This window comes from Zhenhengia yiwuensis, assembly GCF_014384995.1.
Taxonomy (GTDB): domain Bacteria; phylum Bacillota; class Clostridia; order Lachnospirales; family Cellulosilyticaceae; genus Zhenhengia; species Zhenhengia yiwuensis.
This window is the reverse complement of the sequence record NZ_JACRSY010000003.1, coordinates 164,957-178,322: the sequence shown is the minus strand read 5'-3', so window position 1 is coordinate 178,322 and position 13,366 is coordinate 164,957. Positions and strand designations below refer to the sequence as shown.

Below are 13,366 nucleotides of genomic sequence, written 5' to 3'. Positions count from 1 at the left end.
TACCTCTATTCACACTCTAATAAGATTCAATCAACCCTACACCTATCTCTTTAAATCCACTTGCAAAGTTCCTTCGCAAAATAAGTAATAATAATATCCGCACCAGCTCTCTTAATAGAAAGCACGCTTTCATAAATAGCTTTTTCATCTAAAAGACCATTTTCAACCGCCATTTTAATCATAGCATATTCACCACTTACATTGTAGGCAGCAATTGGCGCATTAAAGTTATCTTTTACACGTCTTATAATATCTAAATAAGAAAGTGCTGGTTTCACCATGACAATATCAGCGCCTTCTTCAAGGTCAAGCTCTACTTCTCTTAAAGCTTCATCTGTATTGGCAATGTCCATTTGGTAAGTTTTACGGTCACCAAAGGCTGGTGCTGAATGTGCTGCTGCTCTAAATGGACCATAGAAGCTAGATGCATATTTTGCACTATAGGACATAATTGGAACATTCATAAAACCATTTTCATCAAGAGCTGCTCTAATAGCTGCTACTCTACCATCCATCATATCAGATGGTGCCACCATATCTGCTCCAGCTTTTGCATGACTTACAGCAATACGTGCTAAATAAGGAAGTGTTACATCATTTTGAACGTATCCCTCTTTACTTAAAATACCACAATGTCCATGGTCTGTATATTGGCACATACATACGTCTGTAATGACATACATATCTGGTGCAATTTCTTTAACTTTACGAATAGCTTCTTGTACAATACCTGTTTCACTATAAGCTTCTTTACCAAAAGCATCTTTCTCATTTGGTATCCCAAATAAAATCACATATTGAATACCCAGGTTAACAAGTTCTTTAATTTCTTCTTCTAAACGGTCTAAAGAAAAATGAAAAATTCCTTTTAAAGATGAGATTTCTTCTTTGATATTTTCTCCCTCTACAACAAAGAGTGGATATACAAGATTTCTTCTTTCAAGTGTTGTTTCTCTTACCATTTCACGCATCGCTAAATTATGACGTAATCTTCTTGGTCTTTTAATCATCTTAGAGGCCCTCTTTCTCTTTAATTTATTATTCACATAAACAGTTAATTAATCCTTCAATGGTAAATGGATTAGCTTCTTTATAAACTGTAAGTCCTAAATCCCTCATAGCCTTACTTGTAATTTCACCTATAGAAATGCATTTAATAGCTTTTACCTTTTCTTTATCTTCTTCATCTAAAAGCGCCATAAGGTTTTTAGCTGTAGAAGAACTTGTAAAGGTAATCCTATCTACTCTTTCACTATTTAAAAGCTGTTTTAAACGCACTTTTGAACTTTCATTAAGTACTGTATCATAAAGCAATAAAGTTTCAACTTCACAAATTTCATTAATTTTTGTATAAAGTACATCACGTGCTAAGTTCCCTTGTGCTATAAGTACTTTATCTTCTTTTGTCAGCTTATCTTCAAGAAGCTCTGCAATGCTTTCTTGTGTAAAACGCTCTGGCATAAAGTCTGACCTAATCCCATAAGTTGCAAGGCATTTAGCTGTTGCACTACCTACCGCTACTACTTTAGCCTCTCCAAGACTTCTTGCATCTTTCCCTAGTGCGTAAAGTCTTTCGAAGAATAAACTTACTGCATTTTGACTACCAAATACAATATAGCTATAGTCTTTTAAAGTTTGAAGCTTCGCATCAATTTCCTCACCTTGTCTTGGCTGAATTTCAATCGTTGGAACCTCAAATACATTAGCACCAAGTTCAATGAGTTTTGCTTTTAAGTCACTGCTTTGGGTACGTGAACGTGTCACCATAATATTTTGTCCAAATAATGGGCGATTTTCAAAGAAGCTAAGTTTCTCACGAAGTCTTACCACCTCACCTACTACAATAAGACTTGGTGAAGTAAGACCAGCCTTTTTCACTTCTTCTTCAAGCGTCACAAGTGTACCTGTTGCTACTTTTTGATTAGGTCTAGTTGCCCAGTTAATAACCGCTGCAGGTGTATTAGGGTTCATACCCTCTGTCATAAGGTTTGTACAAATTTTATGAAGGTTGCTAAGTCCCATAAGGAATACAATCGTGCCATTCATTGCAGCAAGTGCATTCCAGTTAATCGTATCATTTGTTTCATCCTTAAGGTGCCCTGTTACCACGTGGAAAGAAGGTGTATAGTCTCTATGTGTAATAGGAATCCCTGCATAGCAAAGCCCTCCAATAGCTGAAGTAATACCTGGCACCACTTCAAAGGCAATATTTCTTTCAAGTAAGTATTCGCCTTCTTCACCACCACGTCCAAATACATATGGGTCTCCCCCTTTAAGACGTGTTACAACTTTACCCTCTTTAGCTTTTACAGCTAACACTTCATTGATCTCGTCTTGTGTCATTGTATGATTACTAGAAGCCTTCCCTACATAAATAAGCTCTGCATCTGGTCTAGCTAATTCTAAATACTGTGGGTTCGCCAGTCTATCATAGACAATAACCTCTGCCTCTTTAATACAGTCTAATGCTTTTAATGTTAATAATTTATAATCGCCAGGGCCCGCCCCTACTAAATAAACTTTTCCACTCATGCGTCTGCTCCTTTTATGCCTGTAATTTTTCTAAAATAACTTTAGCGGCTTCATAACCTAAGTTTCTTGCTTCTTCCACAGTTGTACATGCTCTATAAAGTATTTCTTTTACCATTTTAACACCTTCTTCATCTCCTAAAAGGCATGTAAGTTTCATACGCTCTTCTTCAAGCTCAGCATAAGCTCCAATAGGTAAATGACAGCTACCTTCTACACCATCTAAGAAAGCACGTTCTGCTTCAATCTGCATTTGACTTAATCTATCCTCTATTGGTCTAATAAGATCATAGATTTTCTCATCATTTTCACGAATCTCAATAGCTAATGCACCTTGTGCTGGCGCTGGAAGGACTATTTCTACTGGAATATAGTAACCTATCTCTTCTTCTCTTCCAATACGCTTAATGCCTGCTGCAGCCAGTACAACCCCATCTAAGTTTTCTGTCTCAATCTTACTAATACGTGTATCAATGTTTCCACGAATTGGCACAATGTTTAAGTCAGGTCTTGCATTTAAAAGCTGATATTTACGTCTCTTACTGCCAGTCCCAATGGTTGCTCCTTGTGGCAATTCTTCTAAAGACTTAATAGGATGTTTAAGAACGAGTACGTCTCTTGCATCCTCTCTAACCGGTGTATAAGTAAAAGCAAGCCCTGGGCATACTTCACTTGGCATATCCTTCATACTGTGGATTGCAAGGTCAATTTCCCCATCTAAAAGCTGCTGTTCTATTTCTTTTACAAAAAGGCCCTTATCTCCAATTTTATCAAGGGGCACATTTTGAATTAAATCACCCTTTGTTTTAATAATTTTAATCTCAAACTCTACCTCTGGATTACAACCTCTAAGCTGATTTACAACCCATTCAGTTTGAGTAAGCGCAAGCTTACTTCCTCTCGTACCCACAACAACTTTCATATTCTTCACCGTCCTCTTTAAGCTCATCTTATATGTTATTTATTTCTCATCTTACTCTATTACGCTGTTTTATATTCACTCTATGCCTATAGATTACTCTTTTATAGACACTTATTACTTATAACCTTAATACTTACATCTACACTAGATTATCTACTTAATGCAACCAAGCTTTCATGAGGGCAATTTTATTTTACTCCCTCCTGAAGATTATGGAATGCGTAGATAGAGAAGATGGCGCTTCTGTAACCTACCTTTGGCGCTTTCAGCTAAGAAATTCACGTAGCTATAGCTGAGATGTTCTTAGGCTTACTGTTTGAGCGTTAGCGAGTTTAAGCCGTTATCTCTGTTATAGCAAGTAGAATTTCTCTGAAAGCAGAAACCAGTAGGTGGAAGAAGCACCATCGAACCGTCTACGCTCCCACACCCCCTACAATTCAAAAAGCTCCTCAAGTACCTTCCTATAGGCCTCTTGCTTCCCTTCATCATCCATTTCTTTAAGTGCCTTAACAGGCTCTCTAATAAGGCGCTTTAAGGAAGCCATCATCATTTTATCAATAATCTTATATTCTCTAGGCGTAAGCTCTAGTTTATTTTGTATATAATGCATGCTGTCTTCATGAATCTCTTGACATTTAGCATTTAAAGACCTAATAGTAGGGTCTACTTTAGTCATTTTAAGCCAAGTCATAAACTCCACTACTGAGGAATCTGTCATGCTCTTTGCTTCTTTTGCAAGTTCTTCACGTTTAGCACTATTTTTATCTGATATATCTTGCAGATCGTCTACATCAAATAGCTCTACATGCCCTAGTTTACCTACTGTACTTTCTACATCACGTGGCATAGCTATATCTAATATTACAAGAGGCTTGTGAAGTTGTGGCATCTGGTCTTTCATAAGTACAAGATGCGGGGATGCCGTTGACGTAATAACTACATCAACCTCTTCTAAAAGCTCATAGCGTTTATCAAATCCTACTGGTATACCACATTCTAGATCTGCTGCTAAATCACTCGCCTTGCAAAAAGTACGGTTTGCAATATAGACAATGCTAGGTTCCTCTAATGCCAAGTATTTAAGAGCCAGTTTACTCATCTTCCCAGCACCTAAAACTAAAATTTTCTTTCCTTTTAAGGTACCCACTTGCTCTTTTAAAAACTTAATGCCAATATAGCTAATGGATAGAGGATATTCAGATATTTTAAGTTGGCTTCTAATCAGTTTTCCACAAGTTACAGCTTCTCTAAAAAGCTTATTAAGTACCTTACCACTTGCACCAATTTCCATAGAAAAAGTATGTGCATCTCTTACTTGTCCCAAAATCTGATCTTCACCTAATACTATAGATTTAAGTCCAGCTGCTACTTCAAATACATGAACAGCTGCCACATCTCCTGTATTCACATATAAATATTTTTCAGCTTCATCCCCTAAAATAGTTGTAAGTAAACGAATCACTTCTTCTTTAGCCTTATCAATATGGTTTGCTGCTACATAAATTTCACTGCGATTACATGTAGATAAAATAATACACTCTAAGGGTTCCTTCTCAAGAAGTGCGTCTATAATTTCTATTTTCTTTGAATCTGAAAAACTTACTTTTTCCCTAATATGAACTGGTGCTGTATCATGACTCAGTCCAATTACTGCAATATCCATTCTCCCACCTCTATATTCTGCCTGTAAACTTATGCACTCTTATTATACTATAATCTTTATCAATTAAAAATACTACCAAACATGCGCTTTTATTAAAAAAGCAGGGTACTATAGACTCCCCTATAATACCCTGCCCCTTATATCTCTATATGCTAAATCTTAGTGACGTCCGTCTTGGCTACCAGGACCTGCACTATTGTGTTTTGCAATTGGTTTAACGTTGATATTAGCACGTTTTTCATCTTCTTGCCAGTAGATACGTTCTGCAATTTGTGCTTCTGGATTAAGTTCAACACCTTCAAGGATAAGTTCTTTGAATTTGATGTATCCAGCTCTATCGATTAAGTGTCCACCATGAAGGTAAACTGGTTTGTAATCAAGTGCCCATGCAGAGAATTTTGGCCAGTTTCTGAAGATAGCAAGGACTACATCTTCTGTTACCCAGTTAGCAAACATTTTACCCATACGAGGATATTGCTTACCTGTACGTCCACCGATCATAATTCTGTAGAATTTCTTCTCATTACGTGTCCATGCACTTGTAGGACAAGCAAGTACACACTCACCACAACCTACACAGCAACATGTATCTTTTTCAATTTTACCATTTACAAGTGAAAGCACTCTTGTTGCATGGTGGCTACAAGCTTCAACACAAGCGCCACATCCGATACAACGATCTCTATCGTATTCCATTTTTGCAATACCGATTACACCAAAGTCATTGAAGTGAGCTTTAGCACAGTCATTTGGACAACCAGCAACAGTTGTTTTGATGTGGTAGTGGCTTGGGAATACTTCTTTTTCGATTTTTTTAGCAAGTTCGTGTGTATTTACGTTAGCTTTGATACAGTGTGAGTTACCGATACAAGCCATAATGTTACGCGCACCGATTGTTGGGTAACCTTTACCGCATGTTTCCATTTCAACATCACATTCAACTACTTCTACTTCTTTGATGTAGTTATTAATGTATTCGTTTACTGCTGGAATATTTTCGTATTTGATACCTGGGATGTTAAGAGTATGTCTCATCCCAATGTGGAATGTACCATCTCCCCAAGTTTCAGCGATATGTTGTACAGAAGTTAAGTGTTTTGCATCAATGATTGATCCAGGAACACGTAATTGTAACATAAATTCTCCCGCTACTTTAGATTGACGGAAACAATTTATTCTGGTTGCTTTTACATCAATATCATGATTCATTGTGTGGCCTCCTAGTCAATTAATTTTTTCGCTTGTGTATAGTTGAATACTGGTCCTTCAAGACATACGTATGTCTCGTCGATACGGCAGTGTCCGCATTTACCGATTGCACATGACATTTTTCTTTCGAATGAAACCCAGATTTTTTCTTCTGGAATACCTTGTTTCACACATTCAAGTCCTGCAAAGTGCATCATGATTGGAGGCCCAACGATTACTACTTCGTAGTTATCTCCAAAATCTTTGAATGGGATTTCTTCGATGAATTTAGTTACAAGACCTGTTCTAAATCCTTCTTTTTCATCTCTATCTAATGTATAGATAGTGTTGAATTTTTCTTCCCAAACTTTAAGTGTATCTTTGAAAAGAATGCCGTTTTCATCTTTGAAACCTGCGATGATATTTACGCTTTGTGCAAAACCTTCTTCATTTGCAAATTTGTTGATCATACTTTTAACTGGAGCAACCCCTGTACCACCAGCGATGATTACAACATTTTTACCTTTAAATTGGTCTACTGGCCAACCTTTACCGTATGCACCACGAATGAATAATTGGTCACCAGCTTCAAGTTTGAATACTTCATCTGTTACTTTACCAACTGCACGAATTGTAAAATCCATCCAACCATCGCCGTAATCACTTACAGAGATTGGACACTCACCAATTTTAGGAATTGATAATTGACAGAATTGACCGTGTTCAACTTTAAGGTCACCTGTTGCTACTTTGATTGTAAATTCTGTTTGTGTTTCTTGTTTGAACTCAAGAATCTGACAAGCTACTGGCATTAATTCATTATGCATTGCACTCACCTCCGCAGATTTCTTTTACAGCTTTATTTACTTTTTCGATTGTCGCTGTGAATGAAATGAATTCTGGACATCTTTCTGTACATCTACCACAACCTACACACATATGACCTTGGCCAAAACGTTCGTTGTAATCATGGATTTTGTGAAGTGTTTTATATCTATAACGATCAGCAGTTGTTTTTCTGAAGTCATGACCGCCAGCCATTTCATCAAATCCTGCAACTTGACAAGAAGCAGCTGTTCTTCTTCTTTCACCTACTGAACCATTTTCATTGTAAGAAATATCTGTTGTTGTGAAACATGTACATGTGCTACATGCGATTGTACAGCTACCACAGCTTACACAACGTTTGTTAAATTCTTTCCACATATCATGTTCTTTAAGTTTGTTAAGAACATCTTTGTTAGGAATAACTGGAATTGTTACTTTTGTTTCATTTTCTTCAATGAATTTAACTGTGTACTCAGCTTCTTCTTTACCTTCAAAGAAAGGTGCGAATTTATCATCTTTCACGTTGAAAAGAACTTGTCCTTCTTCGAAACGAGCAGCTAATCCATAGTTATCTGTTTTGTTTGTTCCCATTGAACAGCAGAAGCATGTATCTTCGCTAGAAGTACATTCCATCATTACGTAGTTTACTTTATCTCTCATACGTTTGTAGAAAGTATCTTCAAAACCGTTTTCTAAGAAAATTTTATCTTGGTTCATTTGTGCATTGATATCACAAGGTCTAGCAAAGATTAAAACTTTTTTATCATGAACTTTAGCTTCACGATATTCATCTTCTGTGAAGTAGAATAAAGTTTGAGTGATTGGTGAAACCACTTCTTTTGCTGGGTAGTCAGATTTTTCGTCAAATACGATTTCTTCTACATTTTTGATCTCAGCGTAACGGATAATATCTGTATCTGAGTAACGTCCTGCTTTTGGAAATCTTTTTGGTGCATAAATTTTGTACTCTTTTCTTAATTCATTAAAGAGACTATTAACTGTTTCAAAGCTTAATTTATAGCCCATCTTCTTGTCCTCCATTCGCATATTCCCCCCGCTACATATTTAACGGAGTGCTGTACACTTATTATATGACAATTTATTAACAATGCCTATACTTCGTTATCATTTTACAATTTAACATTCTGATACTAACCATTAAGATTTCTAATAGGTCGCTAAAAATAAAAAAGTGCTGCTCGTCTTTAAGCAACACTTCTTAATTTGTTCTATTCACTTTATAGTCCTTGAGCATATTTATGAAAGTAAGAATATCTAAGTCTACTTCTTTATCCTTCGGCAGTATATAAGAATACTTACGCTTAGGCAATAATTCCAACGGTAAAATATTAAGCTCTTTATCAAATGCTGCATGACTTACAACACATTCAGAAATAATGGTAATACCTATACCATTTTTAACAGCTTCTTTTACAGCATAGTTGCTATTAAATACAATAACATTTTTAGGGGTAATATTATGCATATTGAGAAACAACTTTAAGTACTCCTGCGTACCAGACCCTTCCTCACGGCTGATCCAAATCTGATTATTCAAATCATCTATACTTACGTCCATAGTAGCTAATGGTGATTTATTGCTTACTGCAACAACCATCCTATCCTGGTAGAAATACTCTCTATCAAAATCATAATAAGGGTCAATCCCTTCTATAAGACCAACCTGTATCTCACCTTCATTCATCATATCACAGATATGTGCTGTATTTTCTATAAACACTTCAAGTTGTATATCCGGATACTTGTTTGAAAAATCCCCTATAATTTGTGGTAAAAAATAATCTCCTATCGTTTTACTTGCACCTACTAAAATTTTCTTTTTAGCCTTATCATCTATTTGAAGAAGCTCACCTTTTAATAAATCAATTTGTGCGATAAGATCTTGTCCTTTTTCATAAAGAAATTCTCCCTGTTTAGTAATGAGCACCTCTTTACTTTTACTTGATCGTGTAATGAGGGTTGTATCAAAATATTGTTCTAGTCTTTTAATATGCAGGCTTACTGTTGGTTGAGATAAATTAACCTTTTTTGCAGCTTTCGTAAAATTACGATACTTTACAACCTGTATAAATGTTTTAAGTTCTTCTAACACATTCTTCCCTCCTTCACTTCATTACGTTTATGTCCATAATTATACCATATTTCATCCGTAATTTCTACTTAAGTACACTGATTTTACCCCATGAAAAAGGTGAGAATTAGACTGAAAATCTAATCCTCACCTTTTTAATTCAATACATGTATTGATTGTTTTTGTAGAATCAAAGAATTTCATATAAATCTACTCTTATCTATAAAAGCCTACTGCCTTTACTAGACTCTTGAATAGTTTTTACTTCCTTCTTTGATTCCGTGAAATGGAAATATCATATAATTGATATACTTGTATTATACTACATTTTTTCAAAATTTCTACCCATAAATCAAATATTTTCTTGTAACTTACGTAAAACCTTTTTAAATGCTGTGGCAATAGCATAGTTCTTCAGTCCTTCTGGTACTATAAACACACCTTCTCCTTGTAAAATCTCCTCAAATATTTTTGCATTTTGTGTAGTATACTCTATTACGATAGGCGTCATAAGCCATCTACGATGTGTGAAAACATGTTGAACCTGCTCTAATACTTCAAAAGTGACAAGTTCTGATTTCATTTTTTCCCAAACTACATCTGTTATCAACGGCACTCCCCATAGTTTTGCAAGAAGCCCCTCTTCTGGTCTTTTTTCTAGATAAATTTTATCTCCTTGCTTAAGAATAAGAGCTTTATAAAAATCCGGTTCAGCTTTTGTTTTACTACTCTTAACAGGATACTCTATTTGTACGCCTTCTTCATAAGCCATACAAATTGGCTTCATAGGACAACTTTCACACTTTGGATTTTTAGGTGTACAAATAAGTGCGCCTAATTCCATAAGGGCCTGATTAAAGTTACGTGCATCTTCCGGCATAAGTACCATCACTTTTTCTTCGAAAATCTTCCTCGTTTTAGGAATAGCGATATCATCTTCTATTAAGAACTGTCTAGAAAGTACACGCATTACATTTCCGTCTACGGCAGGATAAGGTAAATTAAAGGCTATACTTAACACTGCTCCCATTGTGTAAGGTCCTATGCCAGGTATATTTTTAACTAATTTAGGGTCTGTTGGAAATATTCCATTATACTGCTCCGATACAACCTTTGCTCCTTTATGCAGGTTATCTGCTCGTCTGTAGTAGCCTAAGCCCTGCCAATAAGTATAGACCTCTTCTTGGGTTGCCATAGCTAAATCATGTACCGTTGGAAAACGTTCCATAAAGCGCTCATAGTAAGGTCTTACTGTATCAACCTGTGTCTGCTGCAGCATCACTTCTGATACCCATATACTATAAGCATCACTTCTCTCTCTCCAAGGCATTTGTCTTTTATTCTTGTCAAACCATTCTAGTAAGTATGTTGTATATTTCACATATTTTTCCTCTCTACTTGACTTATTATTTATCTATTTTTCATTCTAATTGCTTACTGCAAAGTTATAGGCTATTTCAACAAATTTCACATCCTCTATTTCAAGTTTTTCTAGATGTGGTTTACAACCTCTTAATATGTCTTTTGCAGCTTTTAATATTTTTTCATGAGCAAAATCTTCTAATTTGATACAGTCTTCTAAAAGATAAACTGGTCCATCTATACTGATTTCTTCATAAGCTTCTACATAAAACTTCATGCCTTCATAACGCTCATACTCTTCTTGATACATAGCAATTAAATAGAGAAATGCAACCTGCCTTCTCTTTTGCTCATCTTGAATTTCATGAACAGAAAGTTCTCCCTCACTTTGCGTAATCAGCTCATTGAAAGCCTCTTCATGTATCTTATTTTTAAATTGATTCATTAATTTTATCCCCTTTATACAGACTCCATTTCTTCTATCTTATCTATTTATAAAATCGTTAGCAAGTGGATTATATTTCATTTAGTTATTTATACAAAACTTACTTTTTGCATAAATAATATGACGCATTTTCTACCCTTGTCCGTATATATAGAGTATAAGAGCAAAATAAATCCTAGGCTATTCTGCTTTTATATATGGAAAATTGAGATCTTGTGAGTCCCCCCTTCTCATAGGCCTTTAAATTTTCCTAACCTCTTATGAACAAAGTGGTGGCAACTTATCATAATGAGTTATGTTTTATACTGTACATCTTTATGCTACATAGAATAAACGATAACTTATACCAGTGAACCCTAAGGTACTTCCTTTATTTAGAGACAAACTCCGGGTACTTGCAGTGATAAATGCAACGGTATCCCTTTCACCTATAGTTCCCTGACACTGTACTCTATTACGAGGCTTCCTTACAGGCACACTCTAAAAGCTTAACTTTATTCTAGTAGCACCCTGTACATTTTGCCACAAACAAAAAGCAAGCTTAAAGTTCGTCATTTAAGGGGGGACGACTTTCGGCTTGCTTTTTTTGTATTAATTTCCTTTAAAATTTAAAGTTTGATTTTGCTACTACTTTAGAAAGTGGAATATAAAGTAAAAGAGCAATCACAATAGAAATGGTACCATTGATAATGGTAGAAGGTAAACTAATAAGTGCACTTATAACCGCTGGTACAAATGCACTTCCTACAATAAGAAGTGAACCTACTGCAAATAAAAATTCTCCTACTAAGTTAAATGCAATACCACATACAGCACCTAAAATAGCATATTGTAATTTAATAGACACTTTTTTAATAAAGAAACACGTTACAGCAAGACCAATACCTAATACTAATGAAAAAATATAAAGTACAGGAATAACAACTAATGTATCTTTAAGTCCCTCTGTATTTGCTGCTGCCTGCTGAAGATAAGGAATAGTAATCTCATAGCCATATACTGTTGAGGCTATAAAAAGACCAACGCCTAATACAATAAATGCACCTGCTGCAAGGGCAATCCACTTAAAAGGTGATTTGGCTTCTTTATCATTACCTTTTCCTGCAACTACCCCTGTCACAAACCCTATACCAAATTTGAGAATAATGGTTTTAGGTGCACTAGTAGCCCATCCATTAAGTATATCAAAAAGCCCCATACCAATAGAACCTGATAAACCACCTATTGTACCACTAAAGAGCAGTGCTGCTAAAATAACAAACATATTGCCAAAGTGAATAAATGGTTTACCTACTGGTGATGGAATAGGAATTTTAAAGAGCATGAGCGCAATATAGCAAATTGCACTAAATAACCCAATAATGACTAATGCTTGTAAACTTAATTTACTTTTACTTTGTTTTTTCTCCATCTTAAAATCCTCCCTTAAAAATCTAATAATTGTTCTAATAAAATCCCTTCTCTTGTATCTGTTTTAGCTTCATAAGTTACTTTTACCCCATAAGTTACAAAAGAAGTGGCACTTTTGGCTGAATCTGCTAAACTTTCTCCCTTTAAAAGTTCCCCAATCAATCTACTTGCAAAGCAATCCCCTGTACCTGGATAACTGCTTGGGACTTCTTCATAAGGAATCATGCAGTAACTATCTTCTGCCCGGTCATAAGTCATATTGATTTTCCGTCCATTTTCATAAGGAATCCCTTTAAGTACTACTTGAGAAGGTCCTAAATCTGAAATAGCTTTTATCATTTCTTTAGCATCTTGCTCCTTAATCGCATCTGTACTATATATGCAATCTAGTAGAAAATTTGCTTCTGTCCAGTTTGGTGTCACTACATGAGCACGTGATACTAAATGCCTCATTTTCTTCTGCATCGTTTCATTATAAGTCTTATAAAGTTGGCCATGGTCTCCCATAACAGGATCTACTGCTATAAGTGTCCCCTCTCCATCTCCAAATGCATCAAAAAAATAAAGCACTTCATCAATTTGTTTTTCATTGCTTAAAAAACCACTATAAATACAATCAAACTTTAAATCTAATGTCTTCCAATGTTCAATATAGCCATGCATCATCCCCGTTAAATCTTCAAAAACTGGTTTACCAAATCCTCCCGTATGTGTACTGAAAACAGCTGTAGGAACTGGACATACCTGTACACCCATATGGGATAAAATCGGAATGATTACACTTAATGAACATCTACCAAAACTAGCTAAATCTTGAATGGCCGCAACCTTTGATATTTTGTTATTCATCATTTACATCTTCCTCGTTTGTCTCTATAATAAGGTTAATAGGATATATTGTATCGAAACAATACGTCTTTATGTATG

General features: G+C 35.5%; 12 protein-coding genes. All 12 read right to left on the bottom strand.

Going from position 1 to position 13,366, the window contains the following annotated elements:
• Window positions 1-50 precede the first annotated feature (50 nt).
• Window positions 51-1,010: a porphobilinogen synthase gene (gene hemB, locus H8718_RS03035; RefSeq protein ID WP_249331488.1), complete on the bottom strand. Its 960-nt coding sequence runs from the start codon at window positions 1,008-1,010 to the stop codon at window positions 51-53.
• Between the two features lie 28 nt (window positions 1,011-1,038).
• Entirely contained in the window at window positions 1,039-2,532 is a 1,494-nt protein-coding gene (cobA, locus tag H8718_RS03030) for a uroporphyrinogen-III C-methyltransferase (RefSeq protein WP_249331486.1), read from the bottom strand.
• A gap of 13 nt (window positions 2,533-2,545) precedes the next feature.
• Window positions 2,546-3,451 carry a hydroxymethylbilane synthase gene (hemC, locus tag H8718_RS03025; protein WP_177671434.1) on the bottom strand — a complete coding sequence of 302 codons (906 nt, stop codon included), beginning with the start codon at window positions 3,449-3,451 and terminating at the stop codon, window positions 2,546-2,548.
• 430 nt (window positions 3,452-3,881) lie between these two features.
• Window positions 3,882-5,114 carry a glutamyl-tRNA reductase gene (gene hemA, locus H8718_RS03020; RefSeq protein WP_177671435.1) on the bottom strand — a complete coding sequence of 411 codons (1,233 nt, stop codon included), beginning with the start codon at window positions 5,112-5,114 and terminating at the stop codon, window positions 3,882-3,884.
• Window positions 5,115-5,273: 159 nt separating this feature from the next.
• Window positions 5,274-6,323, bottom strand: a complete 1,050-nt coding sequence (gene asrC, locus H8718_RS03015) for a sulfite reductase subunit C (RefSeq protein ID WP_177671436.1) — start codon at window positions 6,321-6,323, stop codon at window positions 5,274-5,276.
• A gap of 11 nt (window positions 6,324-6,334) precedes the next feature.
• The gene (gene asrB / locus H8718_RS03010; RefSeq protein ID WP_177671437.1) at window positions 6,335-7,129 is read right to left on the bottom strand and encodes an anaerobic sulfite reductase subunit AsrB; all 795 of its coding nucleotides are present in this window, start codon (window positions 7,127-7,129) and stop codon (window positions 6,335-6,337) included.
• Window positions 7,122-8,156 carry an anaerobic sulfite reductase subunit AsrA gene (gene asrA / locus H8718_RS03005; RefSeq protein ID WP_249331514.1) on the bottom strand — a complete coding sequence of 345 codons (1,035 nt, stop codon included), beginning with the start codon at window positions 8,154-8,156 and terminating at the stop codon, window positions 7,122-7,124. Before asrA ends, asrB begins: the two co-directional genes overlap by 8 nt.
• Window positions 8,157-8,349: 193 nt before the next feature.
• Window positions 8,350-9,243 carry a LysR family transcriptional regulator gene (locus H8718_RS03000; RefSeq protein WP_177671438.1) on the bottom strand — a complete coding sequence of 298 codons (894 nt, stop codon included), beginning with the start codon at window positions 9,241-9,243 and terminating at the stop codon, window positions 8,350-8,352.
• A 331-nt stretch (window positions 9,244-9,574) separates the two neighbouring features.
• Complete coding sequence (mutY, locus tag H8718_RS02995; RefSeq protein WP_249331484.1) at window positions 9,575-10,603, bottom strand: A/G-specific adenine glycosylase; 1,029 nt, start codon at window positions 10,601-10,603, stop codon at window positions 9,575-9,577.
• A gap of 45 nt (window positions 10,604-10,648) precedes the next feature.
• Window positions 10,649-11,029, bottom strand: a complete 381-nt coding sequence (locus H8718_RS02990) for a hypothetical protein (RefSeq protein ID WP_177671440.1) — start codon at window positions 11,027-11,029, stop codon at window positions 10,649-10,651.
• Window positions 11,030-11,630: 601 nt separating this feature from the next.
• Complete coding sequence (locus tag H8718_RS02985) at window positions 11,631-12,440, bottom strand: ECF transporter S component (RefSeq protein WP_249331483.1); 810 nt, start codon at window positions 12,438-12,440, stop codon at window positions 11,631-11,633.
• Window positions 12,441-12,454: 14 nt separating this feature from the next.
• Window positions 12,455-13,288 carry a pyridoxamine kinase gene (locus H8718_RS02980; RefSeq protein WP_249331481.1) on the bottom strand — a complete coding sequence of 278 codons (834 nt, stop codon included), beginning with the start codon at window positions 13,286-13,288 and terminating at the stop codon, window positions 12,455-12,457.
• Window positions 13,289-13,366: the final 78 nt, after the last annotated feature.

What these genes read in the sequence shown, in the direction of transcription:
- asrA (WP_249331514.1), bottom strand. Translation starts at nt 8,156, where the DNA reads ATGGGCTATAAATTAAGCTTTGAAACAGTTAATAGTCTCTTTAATGAA.
- cobA (WP_249331486.1), bottom strand. Translation starts at nt 2,532, where the DNA reads ATGAGTGGAAAAGTTTATTTAGTAGGGGCGGGCCCTGGCGATTATAAA.
- hemC (WP_177671434.1), bottom strand. Translation starts at nt 3,451, where the DNA reads ATGAAAGTTGTTGTGGGTACGAGAGGAAGTAAGCTTGCGCTTACTCAA.
- hemB (WP_249331488.1), bottom strand. Translation starts at nt 1,010, where the DNA reads ATGATTAAAAGACCAAGAAGATTACGTCATAATTTAGCGATGCGTGAA.
- H8718_RS02985 (WP_249331483.1), bottom strand. Translation starts at nt 12,440, where the DNA reads ATGGAGAAAAAACAAAGTAAAAGTAAATTAAGTTTACAAGCATTAGTC.
- H8718_RS02980 (WP_249331481.1), bottom strand. Translation starts at nt 13,288, where the DNA reads ATGAATAACAAAATATCAAAGGTTGCGGCCATTCAAGATTTAGCTAGT.
- asrB (WP_177671437.1), bottom strand. Translation starts at nt 7,129, where the DNA reads ATGCATAATGAATTAATGCCAGTAGCTTGTCAGATTCTTGAGTTCAAA.
- H8718_RS02990 (WP_177671440.1), bottom strand. Translation starts at nt 11,029, where the DNA reads ATGAATCAATTTAAAAATAAGATACATGAAGAGGCTTTCAATGAGCTG.
- hemA (WP_177671435.1), bottom strand. Translation starts at nt 5,114, where the DNA reads ATGGATATTGCAGTAATTGGACTGAGTCATGATACAGCACCAGTTCAT.
- asrC (WP_177671436.1), bottom strand. Translation starts at nt 6,323, where the DNA reads ATGAATCATGATATTGATGTAAAAGCAACCAGAATAAATTGTTTCCGT.